Origin of the sequence: Streptomyces noursei (assembly GCF_016917755.1) — a bacterium.
Lineage (GTDB): Bacteria > Actinomycetota > Actinomycetes > Streptomycetales > Streptomycetaceae > Streptomyces > Streptomyces yunnanensis.
This window is the reverse complement of record NZ_CP070326.1, coordinates 3332884-3356692: the sequence shown is the minus strand read 5'-3', so window position 1 is coordinate 3356692 and position 23809 is coordinate 3332884. Positions and strand designations below refer to the sequence as shown.

Below are 23809 nucleotides of genomic sequence, written 5' to 3'. Positions count from 1 at the left end.
CTTGGACATTGGTTTCACCACGCCTGATAAGGCGTGATGACCCATTATTAACTCAATCTTTACGCAAGGAATCCACATGTCGACTGAGTCACTGGTCTGCTGAGGGTCGCCCTGTCGGCGCCGCTTGGCGGAAACGCCCTGGATTCCCGTAGGGCGGCCGACGCTGCTGTTTCTGAACGAACCGTCAATTTCCTTGTGAGAACGAGGCATTGTCAGGAAATGGAGGGCTTTCGGGGCAGGGATGTGCTTCTCGGGGGACGGGGCGCGACCGGCCGGCCGCGGGGTCACCCCGCCCCTGGAGCGGATCCGCCCCCAATGCCCCTTACCAGGCAAAATGGTATTGTCTGCGGCCTACAGGGAACGTTGGCGTGCCTGGGGCGTGTTCGGCGGATCAGGCGGACGTTCGTGTCGTTCGTGCCGTTCATGTCGTGCGTATCGCGGTGGCCGGTGCTTCCTCCCAGGGCACGGAAGTACGGAAGGTTGGCGGCGAGCGATGGGATTGCGGTCCGCGCGCAGGTCCGGCCGGAGGCGGGTGCCCCCGTCCGGCGCCCCGCGGCGCGCCGCCGACCGTCCCGCTCCCGTCCCGCGCCCGGCCGGCCCGTCCCCCGCCGCGGCTCGGCCTGCCGCCGGGCGCTGGCTGCTGCGGGGCAAGGACGACCGGCTCACCGCCTACGCCCTGGCCCCCGGCGCCGTGCTCCGCTGGACCGAGGTCCGTCCCGGCGGCCCTGAATGGAGCGGCCCGGACGTCTTCCCCCTCCCTGGCGCGGACCACCTCGCCGTCGCCCAAGGGAGCGACGGCTACGCGCACTTGGTGGCACGGTGCAGCCGGCCGGGTCCCGAGGGCGGCGCGGAGGTGGACCTCGCGCACGCCACCCAGTTCCAGTCCGGACGCCCGCTCGTCGCCTGGCGCCGCGTGGACAACCCGCACGAGGAGCCGGAGCTCGCCGCGCAACTCGGCGTCCCCACGGCCGCCGTGGGCGCCGACGGGGCGCTGCACGTGTTCGCCCGCAACGCCGGGGGAGGCGTGTTCGCACTGCGGCAGGGTGCCGCGGGGGAGTGGGCGCAGTGGGAGGACATCCGCGGCTGGCGGGTGCTGGGCGCGATGGCCGCGGTCGCCACGGGCGCAGGACGGGTCGAGCTGCTGGCGCCGGCCGAGACCTCGGTGCTGCGCTGGTGCCAGCCCACGCCGCGCGGCGCGTTCGAGCGGGCCGAGGACGTTCCGGCCGTGCCGCACGACGGCTCCGCGGTCGCGCTGGAGACCGGCCCGGACCGGCTCACGTACTACTGGAGCGACGCCGAGGCCGGGGGGCTCGTCGCCCATCGCCCGGGGGAGGGGACGTTCGCGCTCGGCGGCACGCCCGGCGGCGGGCCGCTCTCCGCGGTCCGTGCCGAGGTCGACGGCCATGACTGCACGGTCCTGGCCTACCGCGGCGCGGACGGCCGCCCGACGCTGGGTGCCTGCGTGACCGGCGCCGAGGCGGGAGGTCTGTGGTGGACGGCGACGGGCGAGGAGTGCGCGGGCCACCCCGCGCTGGCGGTGGACGCGTTCGGCCGCCTGGTGCTCGCGGCCCTCGGCGCGGACGGCGCACTCCGGGTGACCCGGCAACGTCCGGAACGGGGCCTGGCGCTGGAGGCGTGGCAGCGGGCGTAGGGCGTGCGCCGGTGCGTGCCGCCTGTGCCGTGATGACGCGCCACCGCCGCGGCCGGGGCCCGTCCGATGGGGTGGCGTTGCTCCATCACGGCATTGGGCGGGGTGGACGCCGAACGGCATTGGACGGGGTGGACGCCGAGATCGTCACCCGCCAAGCCCACCGCCAGGTGATCGAGTCGATCGTCGTCCGGACGGACTGGCCCACGACGGAATGGCCGACGACGGAATGGCCGACGCGGGAGCCGGGCCGGGCGGAGGCGTTCCCTGGCTTCCCGCGTACGGCGAAGTCCTGCGGGCGCTGGACGCGGCCGGGTGCCCATGGGAGCACTACGAGCCGCTGACCGATCCTGCGCCCAGGGGCGGTCCGATGGGGCAGGGTCGGACAGACCCTAACCCCCGTGCGCCGGCGACTTCTTGGAGCCGGCGGGGACGGGGCGGTCCTCGCGCAGGGCGTTCCACAGGTCGCGGGCCTGGGGTTCGGCGGCGACCACGCGGTTGGGGTCGGTGGTGTCGTAGTCGACCGGGAGCATCACCGTCTCCATCGTGGAGGTGTCCAGGCCCTTGAGGGACCTGGCGAAGTCGGCGAGCTTGGTGAGGGAGCCCAGTTCGGAGTCGGTGGTGAGCGCCTTGGTGGCGGCGTTGGCGGTGTTGTAGAGCTTGGCGGGGTTGCCGAGGACGTTCTGGCGCTTTATCTCGGACAGCAGCGCGAGGATGAACTTCTGCTGGAGGCCGATGCGTCCCAGGTCGCTGCCGTCCCCGATGCCGTGCCGGGTGCGGACGAACGCCAGCGCGCGGGTGCCGTCCAGCCGGTGCGTCCCGGCCGAGAGGTCCAGGCCGCTCTCCTTGTCGTGGATCGGCCGGTCGAGGGTGACGGGCACGCCGCCCAGGGCGTCCACCAGGCCCTTGAAGCCCGTGAAGTCCAGCTCGACGTAGTGGTCCATGCGCACGCCGGACATCGACTCCACGGTCTTGACCACGCAGGCCGGGCCGCCGCTGGTGTAGACCGAGTTGAACATCACGCGGTCCGCTGCGGGCAGGGCGGAGCCGCTCGCCGTGGTGCACGCGGGGCGGCTGACGAGGGTGTCGCGCGGGATGCTCACCGCGGTCGCCTTCTTCCGGCCCTGCGGGAGGTGGACGACCATCGCGGTGTCCGAGCGGGCCGTGCCGCCGGTGTCGCCGCCCGCCAGGTCCTTGTTGGCGCCCGAGCGGGAGTCCGATCCGAGGATCAGGATGTTGCGCGCGCCGTCGTCCACGTCCTTGGGGCGGTCCTTGCCCAGCGCCTGGTTGATGTCGACGGTGCTGAGGTTGTTGTTCAGGTGCGTGTACGCCCAGTAGCCCAGACCGCCGCCGGCGACCGCGAGGGCCAGGAAGGTCCAGCCCAGTATCCGGCGTATCCGTGCGCCGCGGGTGCGGGGCTTGCGGCGGGTGTGCTTGGTCATGCGGTCGGTGTCCTTAGGGGTGCGGCGAGGTGGCTGGTGTCCCGTGCTCAGGAGGGTCGGCGGGCCGTCAGGCGGCGCGGCCGTAGGCGTTGCCGAGGCGGGTGTTGCGGGCGCTGCCCCGCTCGAACTGGCTCGCGATGGGGAAGTAGCTGGGCAGGAACGCCGCCAGGATGGCGCTCTGTTCGTCGGCGGGGACGTCCCCGTCGTGGTAGTCGTTCAGGCAGAACACGTCGTGCGGGCGGCTGATGAGCAGCCGGTTGAGCCGGGTGTGGTGCTCGCGCAGACCGACGTTGACGAAGCCGCAGTTGACGCTGCCGGGCACGCTGCGCCCGGTGTGGTAGCCGAGGTAGTGGTGCAGCGAGGAGGCGACGGAGATGTCGGTGTGGCTGCGCAGCTGGTTCGCCGCGGTCCGGGCCCATGCCTGGGGGTAGTACGCCGCCACGTCCGCCAGGACGCTGCGCCGCAGCGGGTGCGGGGCGTGCAGGAAGGCGTGGGTGAGGGTGCGCCCGAAGCCCTGCTCCAGCAGGGCGCGGTTGTTCTTGGCCGCGCTGATGTTGAAGTCGTCGTCGGCGGAGACCGGGGTCATGGGGACGGGCGTGGGCGACAGGAAGTGCTTGGCGACGCCGTTGCCGTGGAAGAACAGGTGGGGCTGGAGCGCCCGGCCCAGGAACACGTCGTCGTTGAAGTAGAGGAAGTGCTCCGACAGGCCCGGGATGCGGTGCAGCTGGCTCTCGATCGCGTGCGAGTTGAACGTCGGGAGCGCACCGTCCTCGCCGAAGATCTCGCTGTGGTCCACGATGCGCACCCGCGGGTGGGTGAGGTCGAGCCACGGCGGCACCTGGCGGTCCGTCACGATGTAGATGGTGCGGATCCAGGGCGCGAACATGTCGAGGGAGCGCAGCGAGTAGCGCAGCTCGTCGCGGTTGCGGAAGCGCGCGGAGTCGGTGGCGGCCGCCGCGGGGGCCAGCCCGCGCGCGGTCAGCACCGCGTTCTTGCGCGCCAGCCAGCCGGGGTCGTTGCCGTCCACCCAGGTGTAGACCGCGTCGATGGGGAAGCCGATGTCGTCGGTGAGGGTGCGGGTGTAGGGCTCGATGGTGCTGTAGCTGCGGCCCGCCACCGTGGTCCGGGCCCGCACCAGGGCGTCGCGCGGCACGGTGTCCCCGATCCGGGTACGGGTCGGGGAGCGGAAGACCTCGGGGTCCTCGGGGTCGTCCTCCCAGAAGGCGATGTCGCAGCCGTACACCGCGCCGTAGCGCAGGGTCTGCGAGGGCGTGGTGACCGGCCGGTAGACGCGCACCAGCGGGTGCTGGGGGCCGACGGCCCGCTCGGCCAGGCCCGCCAGCGCGGTGCTCTGGACGGCCTGCCGGGCGTTGAGCGCCGCCACGTAGACCGCGGCGTCGCGGTGGTGCGCGGCGAGCGCGGTGAGCACCGCCTCGCGGTGGGAGGCGTGCACGGCCACGGTGTGGCGCAGTGCGTTGTCCCGTACGAGCAGATGGGCGATGCCCGCGGCCTCCAGGGCGCCCACGACCAGGTCGAGGTTGGCCTGCATGACGTCGAACGGTGTCGCGGTGTCGGTCAGCTGCGCCAACTGGCCTCCGCTGGCGACGAGTCCGGGATGCCGTCGGGCCACCCGCTCCTGGTGTGCACGCTGTTCGCGCGGTGCGACGCCGGTGGGGGTGACCGGCGCGCTCTGCGGCATCCCGCCCGCCCCGGCCGTGGCCGCCTGGAGCGCCTGCCGGTCGGTCTTGGCCGCGGCGCCCGGGCCGCGGCGGGCGGCCAGCAGTTCGCGGAAGAGCGCCTCCCAGCGCTCGGTGACGGCCGGTTCGGAGATCCGGTGGACGGCGACGGCGGCGGCCCGGCCCATCGCGTGCCGCAGCGGCGCGTCCTCGATCAGCCGCAGCAGCGCGGCGGCCAGGCCGTCGATGTCGCCCGGCGGCACCAGCAGACCGGTCTCGCCGTCGGCGATGATCTCCCGCGGGCCGTTGGGGCAGTCGTAGGACACCACGGGCACGGCGGCGGCCTGCGCCTCGCCGAGCACCAGCGGGTACGCCTCGTTGCGGGAGGTCAGCAGGGCGATCCCGGCCTTGGCCCACTCCTCGGCCAGATGGGGGGAGTTGCCGTTGAGCTGGACGCAGTCGTGCAGCCCGAGCTGGTCGATCTGGCGGCGCAGCAACCCGCTGCAGGGGCCGTCGCCGAAGATCCGCAGCGTCCAGAGCGGCTGCCGGCGCGCGACGACGGCCCATGCCTGGAGCGCGTGGTCGATCTGCTTCTCGGCGACGAGCCGGCCGGCGAGCACGACGGTGCGCGATTCGCGGCTGGACTGGGGGCGGTAGCCGGAGGGCAGCGCGTTGGGGATGACGTCCAGCCGCGGTGCCCACTGGCCCAGCACCTCGGCGAACCAGTCCTTGGTCCGGTGGGTGAGCAGCACCAGCGCGTCCAGCTGGGAGGAGAACCGCATCAGCGGTTCGCCGGAGCTGCCGCGCAGTTCGGAGACGCGGTGCTCCTGGTGGACGGTGACGACGTGGGGCGGTGCGAGCTGGACGGCCAGCGCCATCAGCGCCGGGGTGGTGGAGACCAGGATGTCGGTGTCGGTGTGGCGCAGCGCGTGCTGGAGCTCGAAGTCGGTGAGCCGGTTGAAGGCGGCCTCCCAACTGTGGTCGACGAGTTGGCTCGGCTGGGCGGCCAGCGCGGCGCATGCCTCGTCGGACAGCTGCGAGGGCCGCAGCACCCGCGGGGCGGCGCCGCTGGTGTCGACGAGGTGCTCGATGCGCACCCGCGGGTCGGCGTCGAAGAACCGCTCGGCGGAGGTCTTGAAGACGCTCAGCACGCGCACGTCGTGCCGGCCGGCCAGCGCGCCCGCCTGGTTGAGGATGGCCCGTTCGGTCCCGCCGATGGTGTCGGCCGATGTCAGAAGAAAGGTGATCTTCACCGTCGTACCTCGTGCATCTCGGGCATCTGCTCGCAGGTGAAGCGCAGCGTGCCGGCGGTCGTGTAGCGCGGCTGTACGCGCATGATCCGGCCCTCGCCGACCGCCATCACGATGTGCCGGATGGCGAAGACCCGCAGCGGGTTGCGGACGTCGTGCAGGCGGCGGCCGAGCGCGACGCGCGGCCCGCCCTTGACGGGCCGGGCGTAGAGCGTCCAGTTCTCCCTGGGCCGGCGCGGGAACATCTCCTCGACGGGCAGGCCGACGCGCAGCAGCCCGTCCCCGAGGTGGGCGGCGCGCCGGGTCAGGCTGCGGCCGCCCGAGACGAACTCCACCTCCCAGCGCGACCGTCGGGTGCCCAGCACCCGGAACTCCACGTCCGCACCGGTGTAGCGCAGTTCGGTACGGGCGACCTCGGCCTGTGCGGCGGGCGCCGCGCACACCAGCCGCAGCCGCCCGGTGACGGTGCGGCCCGCGCGGTGCCGCATGCCCGTCCTCGGGCAGGTCGTCATGGGGCGGGTGGGCCCGCCGTACGGGGTCGCCGGCACGGCGAACGCGAGGGGGATGCGCCTGCGCCCGCGCGGCCCGCGCAGCACCAGCGTGAGCCGCCAGCGCCCCGGCCGCACCGGTACGCCGTCGAGGTCGGAGCCCAGCAGCACCGTCGCGTCCATGGCCAGGCGGCTGTCGCGGTCGCGGTAGACCCGCACCGGTACCCGGTGGCGCTTCCCCCTTCGGGACACCGTCAGTTGGGCCGCGCGGCCCTCGGCGCCCTCGCGTACACCGGGCGGCAGCACGGCGTGCAGGCTGAGCGTGTGGCCGTCGAGCACGGCCGCGTACCGCACCGCGGCGGACCAGCGGGAGCGCACCGGGTAGCACACCTTCGCGATCAGGCGGGCGCGCGCCGGTGCGAGCGCGGCGATCAACTTGCGCCGGGCCGCGCGCGGCAGCGCCGACGGCTTTCTGAGGTGCTTGACGGCAGCCGTGGCACGGGACTTGGAACTCAATGGGCCGTATTCGTCGTGGGTGTGGGGGCGGATGAACAGTCGGGTGGAGCCGGCGACTCGGCGGCGCGCGGCGACGGCGACACCGCCATGGCAAGGGGCGCGGCGCGGGGCCGCGCCGGCGTGGAGCGGGGTGGACGGCGAACGAGCGATCAGTTGTCGATCAATGCCTCTAATGCATCCAACACGTCATCCATCGGTCAAGAAGTCTTCTGTTCTGCGTAAACTCGTGAAACCCTAACAAGGCCCTTATTGGCGCCTAATTCTCAATACAGGCAAATCGGACGCCCGTGTAGGTAACGAATGAGGATCAGGTGCATCAAGCCGGAGTGACCCTGTCATCGGTGATGAGGGGGGCAGAAGGGTCATAAGGGGGCGGACGGAGGCGGAAGGGCGGGGCGCGCCGGCCCCGTCCGCTGCCTCAGCCGACCTTCAGCCGACCCTCAGCCATGGCGAGAACACCGGTGCCGCCAGGGTGGTCTGGCGGGCGAGGTACAGATGGGCATCGGCGCCGATCGCGCCGACCATGCCCCGCCCCAGCGAGTCCGTGCTCACCGACGGTGCCCCGATCAGGCCGCCCGCGATGCCGTCCAGGTCGAGGTCGGCCCAGTTCGCCCCGTCGGGGGTGAGGACCGCGCAGCTGACCCCGCCGAAGTCGTTGCGGGTGGCGAGCAGCGCACAGTCCTCCATTCCACCGGTCGTCAGGGCGGTGGCCGCGACCGGGCCGTAACCGCCGCGCCCGCCCCGGCTCTGCGGACCGTGCGGCCAGCCGCCGCCCGGGTCGCCCTGCCGTCCGACGAGCGTCACCGCGCGCTCGGGCTTGCGGTAGACCGTGATCATCCGCCCGTTGGCCTGTACCGCGCTGCTCGTCGCCCCCGCGGGCGTGGACAGCTTGAAGCGCGGCGTCAGGCGCAGCAGCGGCCCGTCCTCGTCCTGGACCCAGTGGGCCACCCGGTCGCGGGCGGGGGCGAACAGCTCGATCCGCCCGTCGTGATTGACCGCCGCGCTCAGCCCCTCCTGGAGCTGCGAGCCGCGCAGATCGATCCACCCGCTCCACCCGCCCGCCGGTTCCCGCACCCGGGAGCTGACGCCCTTGCCCCAGTTGCGCGCGAACACATGCAGCCGGCCCTGCCCGTCCACCGCCGCCACCGGTGCCCCCAACTGCCGTACGCGGTCCGCGGAGTCGGCCGGGTTGCCCAGGTCCCGCCACGGCCCGAACGCGCCGCCGGGCTCGGTCTGCGCCAGATGGACGAGCTGGCGGTGGTGCGCGTCGGCGCCCGCCCCCAGGGCCGCGTACCGCAGGCCGACGACGTGCAGCCGCCCGTCCGGGGTGGCGCACACGGACAGCTGGGGTGCCAGCGGCCCGCCGCCCAGCCGCCACGGGCCGCCCCACTGCCCGGTGCCCGGCCCGGTCTCCTGCCACATCACGGCCTCGCCGCCCAGCACCCCGAACGCCGACAGCCGCCCGGCGGCGTCGCGCCGGAGCCAGTCGGTGCCCCCGGCGTACCGGTGCGTGGTGCTCTGCACCCAGCCAGTGCCCCGCGCGCCGAACCCGACCGAGTAGTCGCCGCTGCCGGCCGGGTCGCCGCAGTCGTAGCCGTCGGCGGCGCCGTAGACGTTGAGGTAGTGCTCCTTGCGCGAGCTCGCGTACACACCGAGGTTGTGCGGCCAGCGCTCGTTGTAGTAGCCGCGGTAGGACGTGACGGTGAACGGTCGGGCCGCCCCCGAGGAGCGGTGGCGCTCGATCGCCTCCAGCGAGAACAGCGCGGCGTAGGTGTGGTCCTGGTGGTCGGAGTGGTCCCCGTAGTCGTGCCGCTGCGGGAACTGCGCGTTGTGCTCCTGGTGGTCGGGGTCGGGATCCATGATGCGGACGGCCGTGGGGCGGAAGTGCTCCAGCAGCCCGGCCAGCACGTCGATGAGCGCCTCCCGGTCGTAGACGCACTCCGCCTCGACCGCGCCGCCCGTCGGCACGAGGGTGCGCACGGACGGGGCCTGCCCCGTCCACAGCGTGCGCAGTCGCACCTGGGGGTCCTCGGGCGCGTACTGGCGGAGGTTGAGGAAGACCAGCGTGATGTGCGGGGCGCGCTCCAGCCGGCACGTCTCCAGCACCGTCCCGTGCGGCCCGCGCAGCGTGGTGCGCGTCCACCGCGCGGCGCGGTCGGCCAGCGCCATCGCGGCGTACGCGCCCAGCAGGCCGTTCTGCCGCGCCCTGGCGTACGCCTCGCGGTCGGCCGGCACCTGGTCGCGCGGCTCCCATGGGCGCGGATTGCGCCCGTCGGACTCGCCGTTGGTGAGATAGACGCTGGTCGTGGGCGCCCCGGAGCGGATCGCCTGCAGGACCTCCGGGTTCATGAAGTACAGGTCGTCGTCGGGGTGGGCGAGGATGCTCAGGTGCGCCGCCCGCAGCGGGGGCCGGTGGTCGGGGTGCGCGTGCGGGTGCGAAGACATGGAGTGGAAGTCCTGGAGGTACGAGCCCGACGGCCCGCGGCACGACGGCGCACGGGGCGCGGGCCGCGCCCTTCGGTCGAGCGGTTGCTGGCGAATCGCAAATCATACAGAACGCCCTCCGAAGGTGAATTCGGATATATGGGGGTTCGCGTCCGTCGCTCGTCGCCGAGGTGCCCGGCGCGCCGGTGCGCGGACCCGGGGGCGGCGAGTGCGCCACCTGCCACAAACGCGGACAGAATGCATGAGTAGAACTACTCATGACCGGCATCCGCAATGCAGGACACGATGGCCGCATGGCCATGACCAGGAATACCGGAGCGCGGATCGGCCTCCTGTCGATAGCGGCGCTGTCCCTGCTCACCGCGGGATGCGGAACCGAGCGGCCCGGACACGACATCGCCGCCGGCGCCCCTTCGCGCGCCGCGGCGGCCGAGCCGAGCAGGCCGAGCGCGCCGGTGGACTTCCCCTGTCCCGGCGAAAGCCCCAGCACGGCTCCGGCGCACACCGCAGGCACGTCGGGACCCGCCACGCCCCCTTCCGACCACTACGCCGAAAACCACGGCTTTCGGGACCCGCTGCCCCTCCACGGCCAGCGCCGCTGCGACGGAATCGCCGCCGTCGAGCGCATCAAGAACGCGCTCGAACCCCTGCGCACGCACAACGACATCAGCGCGGACAGCACCCGCCGCGCACTCACCGCTCTCGGCTACCCCGCCGCAAAGGTGGAGTCCTACGCCGTTGATCCCGGCGTCGGATTCCTCGTCGACGGATCCGCGCTGTGTATCGAGGGCAAGGTCAACCCCCACTTCATCGAGGCGAACGCCTTCGCCGGTTACCCCGACGGCACCGACTGCAAGCCCCCCAGGGGAGGGCATTAGCGGCCCGCGCGCACCGCCCGCCTCCGTTACGAGCCGACGTGAAGTGTCGTGTGACGCCTGCGCAGGATCAGGCGGTACGCGACCCGGGCGACGCCGAGGGCGACCCCTGGGGGAGCCGAGGGCCCGCAGGCGGGGAGCGGTGGAGCCGTCCGTGCCGAATCCGATCCACAGCCCCGGCACATACGCGCAGCGCGCCGCACCCGTCGCGAGTGCCACCAGTTCCACACCGTTTCGGAGCCGGTTGCGGGAGAACCAGAGGCGGTGGGCCGCCAGCAGGTGCACCGCTTTCACCGTCAGCAGGAGCGCGGCCGGCGCGAGGGCCAGGTGCGCTGCGACGAAGAGGCTTTCGAAGGTGATCACGTGAGGACTTCCCGGTCGTGCGCACAGGGTGGGTCAGGCAGCCGGCCCCGGCCCCCGCAGTGCCTTCTCGTGCTGCATGCGGGTGAGGCGCAGCACGAAGAACACGGCGAGAACGGCCGCCGCGATGTCGACGAGGTCGCTCGCCATGAGCCCGGCGACCGCGCCCCTGATCTCCTCCAGGCCCTCGGCCCTCGCGTAGCGCCGACCTGCAACGCGTCCGAAGAGCAGATTCGCGATCCACAGCGCCCACCACCAGTTGAGCAGGGCCGTGGACCGGGAGCTCCGGTCGGCGCTGGCGTCCCAGATGTCGAGGGCTATCCGTCGGGGAAACCACAGGTTGACCACCGGCACGATCCAGCCCCAAATCGTCCAACCGCGCTTCTTCTCATGGCCGTCGGGGGCGAAGACCTCGGCGTTGACGCGGGTCCGGTGGAACCAGACGACGAAGAGCACGGCGGTCGCGAGGGACGCCGCGTCCTGCATGATCCCGGAAGCTCGGTACAGCGTGTCCGCTGCCGCGACCTCCCGTGAGGTGACGGAGCCGAAGTCCTGCATGAGTCTGCCGGCCAGCTGGTACCAGTGGTTGCCCTGCCACACCGCGAACACATCGGTCACGATGACGAGGCCGAGCAGGATCATCACGGCCTGGGAGAGCCTGACGGGCGAGCGGAGTACGGCCTGCGGGGCGGGTGGGGCGGACCAGCCGGGCGGCGGTGGCGATGACGACGGTGATGGCGCGCCGGGCAGGTGGGACATGCGAAATCCCCCGTGGATTCTGGTTCGTTGCGTTGCTGTGCGTGGGGGCCGCCCCCGAGGCGGCCCCTACGCATAAGGAACCTACGTGCCGTAATTGATCTTGTCCATTCAAAAAGGGGCAGATGTCATCGCGGTGCCTGCCATGCCTCAATCACCCCTGGATGGGGAGAGGTTGCCCCGCCCCGCCCTCCAGGGCCCTGGCGGCAACTGCACGGCGTCCGCCCCCGCCTCCCGTCGGGGAGTTCATGGGCGTGAGCGAGGGTGTGGGTGTGAGAACGGGAATGGGGGTGGAAACGGGAATGGAGACGGGAATGGAGGCGGGAATGGAGACGGGAATGGGAATGGGAATGGATGTGGGCGTCCGAGGAGATGTCCCTATTCCTGCCTCTGGGGGTGTGAGGCGGGGATTCGGTCGCCCTCGCGAGAGCGGAAATCCGTTGATTTCGGTCGACGATCCGTTTGCTCCGAGAATGTGAACCGATGGTCGTCCGGCTGGAGTTGGGTGGTCGTCCGGGCTGTGCGGTGGGTGCTGATCCGGTTAAGGCGTGAGGGAAAGGGGGGTGGAGTCCGGAACGCGCGTGTGCGTTCAGTATTCGTGCTGTGGTTTTTGCCACATGGAACAGGTGTTGGCTGTCCTGCGGTCTGTGAAAGCATGAAAAGTGGACAACTCGCTCACCGGTTGACCGGAAGTGGTGAGCTTCTTCGACCATGGGGCGCCCTGACCTGGGCGCTACGGGGGATACACAATGGCCGAGCGCCGCATAGGGAACAGGCTTGCCGTACTGGACGGGCTGCGGTTGCTTGCCGCGCTGATGGTGGTCTTCTACCACTACGTCGCCCTGGCCCGACCATGGGGCCACGGCACGGACACGATCTTTCCGACCGCCCACCGGCTGGCCCAGTACGGGTGGTTGGGCGTGGAGGTCTTCTTCCTGATCAGCGGCTTCGTCATTTGCATGAGCGTGTGGGGCCGCACGGTGGGCGAATTCGCCGTCTCCCGTCTGACCAGGCTGTTCCCCGCCTACTGGGTCGGGATTCTGCTCACCGTCCTGGTGGTGAAGATGTGGCCGGAGGTCGCTTCTCTCCGTGGCTGGGACACGGTGATCACCAATCTGACCATGCTGCAGGGCGGCAACAACACGCCGAATGTCGATCCGGTGTACTGGACGCTCTTCGTGGAGCTGAAGTTCTACCTGATCATGGTCGTGGTGGTGCTGTTCGGTGTCACCTACCGCAACTGCCTGATCCTGTGCGGCGTATGGACCGCGGCCGCCGCGCTCGCCCCGGTCATGAACACGCCGCTGCTCACCGCGTTCGCGATGCCGCAGTACGCGCCGTTCTTCATAGCCGGTATCGCCTTCTATTTGATGCGGCGCTTCCGGCCGAACGCGATCCTGTGGGCGATCGTGATCCTGCAACTGCTGCTCGCCCAGCGCTATATCGACTACCGCCTGGCCACCAACCTCGGCAAGGCCGCCGTGGACGCCCTGCCCACCTGGCCCGCCCGCTTCCTGATCACCGCGGCCTTCGCCGTCGTCGGCGCGATCGCGCTCGGCGCCTTCGACCGCATCCAGTGGAAGTGGCTCACCACCGCGGGAGCCCTCACCTACCCGCTCTACGTCATCCACATGAACATCGGCATGACCCTCATCCACCACTACCGGAACAGGATTCCCGCGCCGGTCCTGGTGGCCTCGGTGGTCGCACTCATGCTGGTGGCCGCCTGGCTCATCCACCGCTTCGTCGAACGCCCCCTCGGCAAGTGGCTGCGTACCACGATGCGTCGCGGCATCGACGACGTCCGTCGGAACGTCGCACCGCGCCGCCGGCACGCCCGGCCTGCCACCACCCCGCCCCCGCCCCCGCCGCCGCCCGCTGTGGCGCACGCCGCGCAGGACGAGCGGACACCGGAGCACGCCCGGGCGGCCGACTCGGCCTAGGGCCTGTCCGACGGGCCGACGGGCCGGCGGGCCGGCGGACGGACGGTCGGAGCGGCGGATCAGGACCGTTCGAACGGCGAACGCACCGGGAAGTACGCGCTGAGGAAGGCGCGCAGCACGCGGTCCTGCTCGTCGGCGGGCACCTCCGCGTCCGCCGACTCGCCTATGCAGAACACGCCGTGGCTGCGGGTGGCCAGCATGCGGCTGAGCCTGGTGTGGTGGGTGTAGTCGCCCGCGTTGACGAACGAGCAGGTCAGGGACGCCGGGGTGGAGCGCCCCGTCAGATAGCCGTAGTGGTGGTGCAGCGAGGACGCCACGGACAGGTCCGTGGTCGCGCGGAACCGGCTGGCCGCGGTGGCCGTGATCTCCTCCGGGAACTTCTCGGCGATCTCCGCCAGCACGCTGCGCCGCAGTGGGTGCGGGGCGTGCAGGAAGCCGTGGGTGGCGGTGCGTCCGTACTCCCGCTGGAGCAGGCCGCGGTTGTTCTTCGCCGCGGCGAAGTACCCCTCGTCGTCCTCGGCGAGCGGGCTGGGCGGGACGGCGGTGGGCGAACGGAAGAAGTGCGCCATGCCGTTGCTGTCGAAGAACGAGCGCGGGGTGAGCGGACGTCCGAGGAAGACGTCGTCGTTGAAGTAGAGGAAGTGTTCGGACAGGCCGTCGATGCGGTGGAGTTGGCTTTCGATGGCGTGGGAGTTGAAGGTGGGCAGCAGGGCGGGGTCGTCGAAGATCTCGCGGTGGCTGACGACCTTGATGCCGGGCCGGGAGGTGTCCAGCCAGGCGGGGGTCTGGTCGTCGGTGACGAGGTAGACGTTGCGCACCCACGGGGCGTACATCGCCAACGATCGCAGCGAGAACCGCAGTTCGTCGCGGTTGCGGAACCGCACGTCACCGCTGTCCGCGCCGCCGTCGGCGAGTCCCGCGGCGCGCTTGGCGGCGTCGCGGCGCGCGCGCCACTCCGGGTCGCTGTCGTCGACCCAGGTGTAGACCACGTCGATGGGGAAGGTGACGTCCCACATGAGGCGGTCGGTGAAGCCGGCCAGGGTGGGGTGGTCGCGCTCGCCGACGCGCAGGGTCGCGTCCGCCTCCAGCGAGGGCAGCCGGGGGCCGAGGAGGGTGGAGCCGCGGGGGGTGCTGCGCCAGCCGGGCATCTCCTCGTCCTCGGCGTTCTCGGTCCAGAACTCCACGGTGCAGCCGAACGCGGGCCCGTAGCGCAGCGTGCGGCTCTCGGTGGTCAGCGGCTTGAAGACGCGCAGGCCCGCCACGTCGCCGGCCTCGCGCAGCCGTTCGGCGAGCACGGCTCCGGGCGCCGCCCCGCGCGGAGTGATCAGTTCCGCGTAGACGGGTTTGCCGTGGAGCTCCGTGGCGAGGGCTTCGAGGACCTGCTCGCGACGCTCGACCTCGACGGCGACGCGGTAGGAGGTTCCGCCGTCGCGCAGCAGGACGTAGGGGATGCCGTGCGCGGTCAGCGCGGAGGTGGCGATCTCCAGGTTCCACTCGGCCATGCGCGGCGCGAGGACGTCGTCGCGCACCTCCGCCAGCCGGCCCGCGGAGCGCACCAGGGCGCCGGTGCGGTCCTGCGCCTGGAGCAGCACCTCGCGCGCCTTCTGCTCGTCCGCGGAGCCGGACAGCACGCTGATCGGCGCGGCCACGTTGAAGCTGCGGCTGCCGCCGGCCGCGATGCGGCGGGCGGTGCGGTCGGCGCGGTCGGCCAGCCGCCGGGGGTCCTCGCGACGGGCCACCAGGCGCGTGAAGAGCTCCTCCCAGCGCGCGGTGATCAGCTCGGCCGAGAAGCGCTCGTGGACGCCCTCGCGGGCGGCCCTGCCGTAGGCCCGTCGGGTCTCGTCGTCGCCCATCAGCTTGTCCATGGCGACGGCGAGGGAGTCCTTGTCGCCGGCCGGGACGAGCAGGCCGTCGACGCCGTGCCGGACGATCTCGGCCGGGCCGGTGACGATGTCGTAGGCGATGACCGGCACACCGGCGGCGAAGACCTCCAGCAGCACCAGCGGGAACGCCTCGTTGCGGGAGGGCAGCAGGGCCAGGCCGGCCTTGGCCCACTCCTGCTCCATCTCCGGTGAACGGCCCAGGAGCTCGACGCGGTCGTGCAGGGCCAGGCCGTCGATGATGCGCCGCAGCCGCACTTCCTGCGGCCCGTCGCCGAAGATGCGCATCGTCCAGTCGGGGTGCTGGTCGGCGAGGGTGGCGAACGCCTCGATGGCGTGGTCGAGTTGCTTCTCCGGCGTCATGCGGGCGGCCAGCACGACGGTCTTGCCGTCCAGGTCGGAGCGCGGCCGGAAGCCGCTGGGGACGGCGTTGGGGATGACCGCCAGCTCGGGAGCCGTGGCGCCGAGCGAATCGGCGAACCAGTCGTTGGTGCGCTCGGTCAGGGAGACCAGCGCGTCGATCCGGGGCGCGTACACCAGCAGCGGTTCGCCACTGACGCCGCGCAGTTGGGACGCGCGGTGCTCCTGGTGGACCGTGATGACGCGGGAGGGCACCAGCTCGGCCGCGGCGGCCATCAGCGCGGGTGTGGTGGTGACCAGTACATCGGTGTCCAGCGCGCCCAGCGCGGCGGTCATCTCGATGTCGGTGAGCCGGTCGAAGGTGGCCTCCCAGGCCGGCTTGATCAGTTCGCTGGGCAGCGAGGTGAGCGTGCGGCACGCCTGCTCGTCCAGGCCGCTGTCGCGCACCGGGCGGCCGTACGGGCCGGTGCGGTCGACCAGGTACCGGCGCGGGATCGCGCGCCCGGCGGTGAAGAAGGGTTCCTCCCGCGTCTTGAGGACGCTCAGGACCTCGACGTCGTGGCGCGGGGCCAGATGTGCCGCCTGGGTGTAGGTGGCCATCTCGGTGCCACCCATCTCGTCGCCCCAGGTGAGCAGGAACGTGATCTTCATCAGGCGGAATCCTCGGTGGTGGGGAAGGGGGCGCAGCTGACCGCGAAGGTGCCGGCCGCGGAGAGGTGGGCGTGGACGCGCAGGAGCGCGCCGTCCTCCGTCGCGATCGTCCGGAAGGGGGTGCGGAAGACCTTCTTGGGGCGGCGCACGTCGGTCAGTCGACGCGCGATCCTGAGGCGGGTCCGTCCGCGGCGCAGCTGGAAGTCCCACATGCGCTGGGTCGCGACGCCGCGGGTCATGGCGTCGAGCGGCACGTCGAAGACGAAGCGGTCGCCGTCCCAGGCGGGGGTGAGGGCGAGGACCGTTCCCGAGCCGCGGCGCACCGCCTCCACCGCGTAGTCGTCGGGCGGCGAGCCGGCGGCGATCAGGCGGCCGTGCACGGTGACCCGGTCCCAGCGCAGGTCGAAGCGGATCAGCTCGGCGTGCTCGCGCGGGCCGGTCACCTTGAGCATGGCGTGGCCGTCGACGGACCGCACGGGCCGGAAGGAGGCACCGCTGGTCGCGCTGGGCGGGGAGGGGAGCGTGGGGCCGTCCGAGGCCGGCACGTCAGGTGCGGCGATCCCGTAGTGGGTCTCCTGCCCGTCGGCGTCGGTCGCCGCGACGGTCAACCGCCAGATGCCGTCGTCGAGTCGGGGGCCGGGGGCGGTGGCGTCGTCGTGCCGTGCGTGGCGCAACGGCGCGGTGGCGGTGAGCAGGAGCCGGCCGTCCGGCTGCGGTTCCCGTTCCAGGGGGATGCTCTGCCGCCGGCCCCGGCGCTCCAGTACGAGGCGGGCCTCCGTCACGGCGGTGGCGCCCGGAGGCCAGGGCACCGCGAGGTTGAGGGTGCGGCCGAGGAGTACCGAGAGGTGCGCCGGGCGCAGGGCCGGTCGGGGGCGGGCGCGGGCGCCGAGCACCGGGACGGTGTTGATCTGCTCCACACGGCGTCGGACCCGGCCCGCGGTGCGGCGGGCGCGCTTGGCCGCCGCCACCGCATGGGACAGCAGGGCTTCACTCATGGCGCTTCGTCATCTCTCCTCTTGGCGCGGTGGCCGGCGCCCAGTGTCGGGCATGTGCATGGCGGCGGCAAAAAAATCACCTGATTCACCAGGATCACGTGATTCGAATCACTCACACCAGATGCATCCACATCGCCCGATTCGCCCTCTTCCGTGACGGTGAAGCAAGATCACCTTAACGTTCATTTACGTTTCGTGCTAAAGGTAGTGTACTTGTAAAGATTACGTCATTTGCCATAAAAACGGTCTTCGTGGCCGGGGGATTGCAAGAGGGAATGAAGCAGATCGAGAGCGTGCGGCCCACGGAGCAGCGCGCAGCAGCAGCCGGACGCCGGCCCGAGCCGCGCGCGACCGGCGCGGTCCCCGGCGGCGACGGCGGGGTCAACACCGAGGCGTCGCCCGTGGTCGCCGTCTACCGCAAGGTCGTTCCCCGGCGGATGCGGCGCGCGATAGCCGGCCGGTACTCCCCCGAAATGCGGCGCAGCGTCAAGCGGTTCGTCAGCGCCGCGGCCGTCGGCCGCAGCGTCCAGCGGGTGGGCTGCGCCGGCCACGCCATCCAGCACCGCGTCCTGGTCGAGGCTTCGGAAGGCGTCGTCCTGGCCGTGGACGGCCGCCCGCGGATCGCCTGTGTCGAGGAGCGGCTCTCGCCGGAGACGGCCCGCCGCGCCAACCTGGGCGCGATCACCGCCGCGTTGGAGGCCGCGGACATCGACCACTTCTGCGTGCGCGCCGAGTCCGGCGGGACCACGGTGGCGGTCTCCACCGAGGACCGGGGGCGCGTGCTGCGTGCCCTCGCCGACCTCTGCCGGACGCGCCCCGTGTACTTCGGCCCGCGCGGCGAGGACGGCGGGCGCGTCATGCCCGCGTACCGGCTGGCGAGTTGGCGGCGCTACGCCAAGGCCACGTCGCTGCGCCTGTTCTGGTACCGCACCGACCCGGCCCACCGCCTCGTGCTGGGCCCGGAGCACGGCTGCGACATCGAGTTCTGGAAGCGCGAGGGCGACCGGCTGACCGCCCCGCGGCGCAACGCGATCACCGACTCCGTGCCCGCCGAGGCCCCCTACCTCCGGGTCCCGATGACCGACTTCACCGCCCCCTTCGGGACGCGGGACACCTCACCGGTGCGGGTGCGCACCCGTCAGGAGTTCACCACGGCGGTGCCCCAGGACATCACCTTCCCCATCGACGTCGTCTACACCTGGGTCGACGGCGCCGACCCCGCGTGGCAGCGGCGCCGGGCCGGGTTCGCCGGCGCGGCGTACCACGAGGAGGCGGCCAACGCCGCGCGCTACGCCGACCACGAGGAACTGCGGTTCTCGCTGCGGTCGTTGGCGATGTACGCCCCGTGGGTGCGCAACGTCTACCTCGTCACCGACGACCAGACCCCCGCCTGGCTGGACACCTCCCGGCCCGGCATCAAGGTCGTCAGCCACCGCGAGATCTTCGACGACCCCGCCCTGCTGCCCACCTTCAACTCCCACGCCATCGAAAGCCAACTCCACCGCATCGACGGCCTGTCCGAGCACTTCCTCTACTTCAACGACGACGTCTTCCTCGGCGCCGAGCTGACCCCCAAGGACTTCTTCCTCGCCAACGGGCTGACCAAGTTCTTCCCCTCGCCCGCCCTCGTCCCGCTCGGCCCGCCCTCGCCGGAGGACGTACCGGTCTCCGTCGCGGGGAAGAACAACCGCGCGCTGATACAGGAGCGCTTCGGCACGACCCCGGTCCGCAAGATGCGCCATGTGCCGCACGCGCTGACCCGGAGCGTCCTGGGCGAGATCGAGCGGGAGTTCGGCGAGCAGCACCGCAGGACGGCCGCACAGCGGTTCCGCAGCGGGACGGACCTGTCCATCCCGTCGTCGCTGTACCACTACTACGCCTTCCACACCCGGCGGGCGCTGCCCGGCGACGTGGAGTACGTCTACCTGGACGTCGCCCACCCCAACACCGCCAACCGGCTCGACCGGCTCCTGCTCCGGCGCGACAAGGGGGTGTTCTGCCTCAACGACACCCTCTCCACGGAGGACGACCTGGAGCGGAGCACGGCTCTGCTGCGGCCCTTCCTGGAGTCGTACTTCCCGGTGCCCAGCCGCTACGAACTACCCCGCTGACCCACAAGAGAGCTCCTGTGCGACCACAGCCCACCCGCCGCACCCTCGTCGCCGGCCTTGTCGCCCTCACCGCGGCGGGGTGCAGCGGCGCCACGCGGACGGCCTCCCTGCCCTCCGCCGGACGCGGCGCGGTGGCGGCCGCCGACGACGGCCGGAGCGGCAGCCGGGTCATGCAGATACTCGCCCACCCGGACGACGACCTGTACTTCATGAACCCGGAGGTCCAGCAGACCATCGGGGCCAACGACCAACTCGTCAGCGTCTACCTGAACTGCGGCGAGACCGGCGGCGTCAACAAGGTGCCGGGCCGGCCGAAGCCCGAGCCCAACCTCGCGGCCTACGCGGGCGCCCGCCGCCAGGGCCTGCGCCAGGCGTACGCGCTCATGGCCACCGGCGACCCGCACGCGGGCTGGGGGATGCAGGCGCTGGCCCTGCCCGACGGCACGCTCATCGAGGTGAACACCCTCGCCGGCCACACCGGCGTCCAGCTGATCTTCCTGGGTGTGCACCAGCACTTCGCCGTCGGGCGCGGCCGCAAGCGCGGCCTGCCGGACCTGTGGGCGGACCCCGCGATGGTCACCAGCACCCTGGTCAGCACGGGCTCTCCCGTGCGCCGCTCCCAGAAGATCACCCGGTCCGGGCTGATCGACGTCCTCGTCCAGCTCCTCGACCGGTACCGGCCCACGCTGGTGCGGACCCTGGACCCCGACCCGGACATGCAGGTGCACGACGGAGCGCACCGGCGCCACCACGACCAGGCCGGCTACTCCGACCACCCCGACCACACGGCCGCCGCGCTGTTCACCTACGCCGCCCTGGCGCGCTACAAGGGCCCCGGCGAGGGCCGCCTGCACGCCGTCATGGCGTACCGCGGCTACTACAACGAGCGTTGGCCCGACAACCTTCCCGCGCAGCTCGTCCGCGACAAGGCCGTGGCGCTCAACGCCTATGGCGGAGCGCCGGATTCCTGCGACTTCCCCGCCGGCTGCGGAGACTACGACGTCGGCCGGAACCGCTCCTACCGCACCGGCTGGCTCCAGCGCACCAGCCTGCGCTATCCCACCGCCGCCCCACAGGTGCGGCAGGGCCCCGACGGTCGACTGACCGCCTTCGCCGTGCTCGCCGGACAGGCCGTCAGATGGCAGCAGACCGGCAAGGGCGACGGCAGCTGGACGACGCCCGAACCCCTGGGCGGCAACGGGCTGCTGCCGGGGCTGTCCGCCACCCTCACCGAGGACGGCCGCTGGCAGCTGTTCGCCGAACGCATCGCGGCCCTGGGCCCCAAGGCGGCGGACAACCGCCGCGAGATCGTCATGGCCGAACAGCCGCGCCCAGGCGGCCCGTTCCGCCCCTGGACCTCGCTCGGCACCCCCGACCGCACCCCCGATCACGGCCGCCGGGTCGGCGGTCCCGTCGTGGCCCGGGACGCCGACGGCACGACGTGGCTGTTCGCCCGCAACTGGGCCAAGGGCGTCTCCGCCCGTCAGCGGCGCGGCGACGGCACCTGGAGCGACTGGGCGGACCTGGAGCCCGCCGAGGTCCAGGAGGGCCTTTCCGCCGTCACCGACGGCAAGGGGTGCGTCCATGTCTTCGGGTCCGGGCACAACACCGTCCACCACTGGCAGCAGGAGCACCCCGGTGGGAGGTTCTTCCTCCGCCGTACCGGCCTGCCGAGCCCCGCCGACCCGCCCACCGCGCTGGCCCGGCCGGACGGTTCGCTCCTCCTCGCCTTCCGCGAGGCCAAGTCCGCCCGCCCGCTGGTCCATCGGCTGCCGGCCGGCGGCGCGACCTGGCAGGGCGAGCGCGTCGGTCTGGTCGCCCGCGGCTACGGGGTCCTCGCCCTGCATCCCGTGGCCGGCGACGTGCTCCTGGCCGCCGGCAACAACGACGGCACCACCAGCCTGGCCACCCTGGGCGCCGGGCACGCCCCGCGGTGGCAGACCCTCACCGGCGCGGTGGTCGGCGCCGCCGCCCTGGCCACCGATGCCGCCGGCCGTCCCGTCCTCGCCCGCCTGGCGCCGAACGCGACGCTGACGACCTCACTGGTACCGCAGAACCGCCGCTGACCAGGAGGTTCGTGGGGGAGGGGCGCGGCGTCGGGCGTTCGGGCGCACGCCCGGCCCGGTCCCGGCGTGTGCGCCGACGCGTCCGCCCCCTCGCCGTCCTGCGCGCCGCACCGGTGGGGATCGGGCGTGTCCGGGTGCGCAGCTCATCGTTCTCATCACACAAGCACATCTCATTCCTTGAGGAGCCTTGATGCGACGAGTTCTGACGGCAGTGGGCATGGCCGCGGCTGCGATGACGCTGGGGTCGGCTGCCGGAGCCCACGCCGCCGACGTACCGAAGACCCCCGACCTGGGCGGGCTGAGCAACGTGGACCCCGGGGCCCTGGGGAGCGTGGCGGACGGGGCCGCGCAGCAGGCCACGCAGGTCGCGGGCGGGGTCCAGGGCAAGGCCGTCGACAAGGTGGTGCCCGCGGAGACCGCGGCGGTCGGCGGGGCCGCGGCGAAGGTGACGCCGCCGGCGGCGGAGGCGGCGGGCGCGACGGCCGGTGCGGCCGGGGACCTGCTGGGACAGACGGCGAAGGCGGCCACCGCCGACGGCGGACTGCTCGGTGGACTGCCCACCGACGCGCTGCCCGGGAAGGGCGGGCAGGGGCTGACCGACGGGCTGCCGGGGAAGGCGGTGACGGACGCGCTGTCCGGGAAGGCGGCGACCGGCGCCCTGCCCACCAAGGGGCTGCCGTCCACGGACCAGCTGCCGCTCAAGGGGCTGCCCGGCCTCGGCTGACGGCGGGTGCCGTACCGGCCCCGTTCCGCCCCCGCCTGCTCAGGGGGTCGGAGCGGGGCCGTTCTCATGAGGAGGCCGGTCGCCGTCTCCGCGGCCGTGCCGACCGCCGGGCCGCCGGGTGTCCATCGGGGCGTGCGGGCGGGCCCGGTGCCGGCACGAGCGGGCGCCGGGGGCGCCGGCGGGCAGTACCCTCGTGGCTTCCCGGGCAGTCACACGAGGGGGAGCCGAGGTGCTGAAGCACTACTACCGGCTGGTGTATTGGAAGAGACGGATCGCGCGGGCGCTGGGACGGCACCGCGGTCCGGGGACGAGGACGCGGGCGGGGACGGCGCCGGGGAGGGCGCCGGGGAGGGCCGCGGGGGGCCGGACGGCGAACCGCGGCTCCGGGCGGGTGCGTCAACTGCTCGTACGGGCCCGGCCGTTGCTGATCTTCGTGGTGCTGGTGCTGATAGTGGTGGTGGCGTCGGCGCTGCTGGGGTGGCGGGACGACACCTTCGGCGCGGGGCACCGGGAGGGCGGGGCGGGCGTCCGGCCGGCCGGCGGCGCCGGGCAGGGCGTGATCACGGTGTCCTGCGCGCCGCGGGGCGGGGCGTGCGGGGGGCCGGGAGGGGACCTGCCGGGCGCCGGGTGAACGGGCGGCGGGGCCGCCGCGTCCACCCGCACCCGCACGCCCCGGCGCCGATCCGCGCCCCGAGGCCCCCGCGTCCTCAGGCGTCCGTCGCCGAGATCCGGGCGGCGGTGCCGCTGACGTGCGAGCGGGGGTCGCCGGACCGCAGCTCCACCGTCAACAGGCCCGGGCGGCCGAGGTCGTGGCCCTGGTGGAGGGTGAGCGTCACCGGGGCGGTGACCAGGCCCAGGGCGCGGGTGTAGGCGCCGAAGGCGGCGGCCGCGGCGCCCGTCGCGGGGTCCTCCACCACGCCGCCGACCGGGAACGGGTCGCGGACGTGGAAGACCGTGTCGCCCTCCCGCCACACCAGCTGAAGGGTCGTCAGATCGAGGCGGCGCATCAGGGCAGCCAGCCGGTCGAAGTCGTAGTCGAGCTTGCCCAGTCGAGCGCGGGTGGCGGCGCCGAGGACCAGGTGGCGCGCGCCGGCGTAGGCGATCCGGGGCGGCAGCGCCGGGTCGAGATCGGCGGCCGGCCAGTCCAGCGCGGCCAGCGCCTCGGTGAGGTCGGCCGGGGCGATCGGCTCGATGCGCGGTTCGACGCTGGTGAGGGTGGCCCGCAGGGCGCCGTCGTGCCGGGCGACGGTGACCGGGACCGGGCCGGCCTGGGTGGCGAAGACCAGGTCGCCGGGGCCCTGGCGCTCGGCCAGCGCGACCGCGGTGGCGACCGTGGCGTGGCCGCAGAAGGCGACCTCGGCGAGCGGGCTGAAGTACCGGATGGTGAACGCCCGACCGGGCTCGCCCAGCCCTTCCGGCGGCGCGGTGAGGAACGCGGTCTCGGAGTAGCCCAGTTCGGCGGCGATGGCGAGTTGGGCGGCGTCGTCCAGCCCGGTGGCGTCCAGGACGACCCCGGCCGGATTGCCGCCAGCGGGGTCGGCGGAGAACGCGGTGTAGCGCAGGATCTCGGGAGTGCGGGCCGGGCCCCCGGCGGCGGTGTCGAGTGTCATGGCCGGGGAACCA

Annotated in this window: 15 protein-coding genes; 7 read left to right on the top strand and 8 right to left on the bottom strand. The window is 72.7% G+C overall.

Going from position 1 to position 23809, the window contains the following annotated elements:
• Positions 1-493 precede the first annotated feature (493 nt).
• Positions 494-1651, top strand: coding sequence for a PLL family lectin (locus tag JNO44_RS14790; protein ID WP_205364544.1), 1158 nt, complete (start codon positions 494-496; stop codon positions 1649-1651).
• Between the two features lie 389 nt (positions 1652-2040).
• On the opposite strand, the gene JNO44_RS14785 is transcribed toward JNO44_RS14790, so the two are convergent.
• The 4 genes from JNO44_RS14785 to JNO44_RS14770 form a co-directional block, all read right to left on the bottom strand.
• Entirely contained in the window at positions 2041-3090 is a 1050-nt protein-coding gene (locus tag JNO44_RS14785) for an LCP family protein (protein ID WP_205364543.1), read from the bottom strand.
• Between the two features lie 67 nt (positions 3091-3157).
• A complete protein-coding gene (locus JNO44_RS14780) occupies positions 3158-6019 on the bottom strand; it encodes a stealth conserved region 3 domain-containing protein (protein WP_205364542.1) in 2862 nt (953 codons plus the stop codon).
• A complete protein-coding gene (locus JNO44_RS14775) occupies positions 6016-7020 on the bottom strand; it encodes a hypothetical protein (protein WP_205364541.1) in 1005 nt (334 codons plus the stop codon). The genes JNO44_RS14780 and JNO44_RS14775 overlap by 4 nt, the downstream gene beginning before the upstream one ends.
• A 429-nt stretch (positions 7021-7449) precedes the next feature.
• Positions 7450-9465 (bottom strand): DUF8189 domain-containing protein, encoded by a 2016-nt coding sequence (locus tag JNO44_RS14770; RefSeq protein ID WP_205364540.1) that lies wholly within the window; start codon positions 9463-9465, stop codon positions 7450-7452.
• A 293-nt stretch (positions 9466-9758) separates the two neighbouring features.
• Here JNO44_RS14770 and JNO44_RS43425 point away from each other — a divergent pair, with 293 nt between their 5' ends.
• Positions 9759-10343, top strand: coding sequence for a hypothetical protein (locus tag JNO44_RS43425; protein WP_240167543.1), 585 nt, complete (start codon positions 9759-9761; stop codon positions 10341-10343).
• A 393-nt stretch (positions 10344-10736) separates the two neighbouring features.
• On the opposite strand, the gene JNO44_RS14760 is transcribed toward JNO44_RS43425, so the two are convergent.
• A complete protein-coding gene (locus JNO44_RS14760; RefSeq protein WP_205364538.1) occupies positions 10737-11459 on the bottom strand; it encodes a DUF4328 domain-containing protein in 723 nt (240 codons plus the stop codon).
• Positions 11460-12205: 746 nt separating this feature from the next.
• Here JNO44_RS14760 and JNO44_RS14755 point away from each other — a divergent pair.
• A complete protein-coding gene (locus JNO44_RS14755) occupies positions 12206-13399 on the top strand; it encodes an acyltransferase family protein (RefSeq protein ID WP_240167542.1) in 1194 nt (397 codons plus the stop codon).
• A 59-nt stretch (positions 13400-13458) separates the two neighbouring features.
• On the opposite strand, the gene JNO44_RS14750 is transcribed toward JNO44_RS14755, so the two are convergent.
• Complete coding sequence (locus JNO44_RS14750) at positions 13459-16290, bottom strand: stealth conserved region 3 domain-containing protein (protein WP_205364536.1); 2832 nt, start codon at positions 16288-16290, stop codon at positions 13459-13461.
• Positions 16290-17285: a hypothetical protein gene (locus JNO44_RS14745; protein ID WP_205364534.1), complete on the bottom strand. Its 996-nt coding sequence runs from the start codon at positions 17283-17285 to the stop codon at positions 16290-16292. Before JNO44_RS14745 ends, JNO44_RS14750 begins: the two co-directional genes overlap by 1 nt.
• 437 nt (positions 17286-17722) lie before the next feature.
• On the opposite strand from JNO44_RS14745, the gene JNO44_RS44425 reads away from it, so the two are divergent.
• The 4 genes from JNO44_RS44425 (at position 17723) to JNO44_RS14725 (ending at position 22817) form a co-directional block, all read left to right on the top strand.
• The gene (locus tag JNO44_RS44425; RefSeq protein ID WP_275695805.1) at positions 17723-19396 is read left to right on the top strand and encodes a stealth family protein; all 1674 of its coding nucleotides are present in this window, start codon (positions 17723-17725) and stop codon (positions 19394-19396) included.
• 17 nt (positions 19397-19413) lie between these two features.
• Positions 19414-21462, top strand: coding sequence for a PIG-L family deacetylase (locus JNO44_RS14735; RefSeq protein WP_205364532.1), 2049 nt, complete (start codon positions 19414-19416; stop codon positions 21460-21462).
• A 190-nt stretch (positions 21463-21652) separates the two neighbouring features.
• Entirely contained in the window at positions 21653-22186 is a 534-nt protein-coding gene (locus JNO44_RS14730) for a hypothetical protein (RefSeq protein WP_235093171.1), read from the top strand.
• Between the two features lie 229 nt (positions 22187-22415).
• Positions 22416-22817, top strand: coding sequence for a hypothetical protein (locus JNO44_RS14725; RefSeq protein ID WP_205364531.1), 402 nt, complete (start codon positions 22416-22418; stop codon positions 22815-22817).
• Between the two features lie 76 nt (positions 22818-22893).
• Here JNO44_RS14725 and JNO44_RS14720 read toward each other — a convergent pair whose 3' ends face one another.
• Positions 22894-23796, bottom strand: coding sequence for a PhzF family phenazine biosynthesis protein (locus JNO44_RS14720; RefSeq protein ID WP_205364530.1), 903 nt, complete (start codon positions 23794-23796; stop codon positions 22894-22896).
• Between the last annotated feature and the right edge of the window lie 13 nt (positions 23797-23809).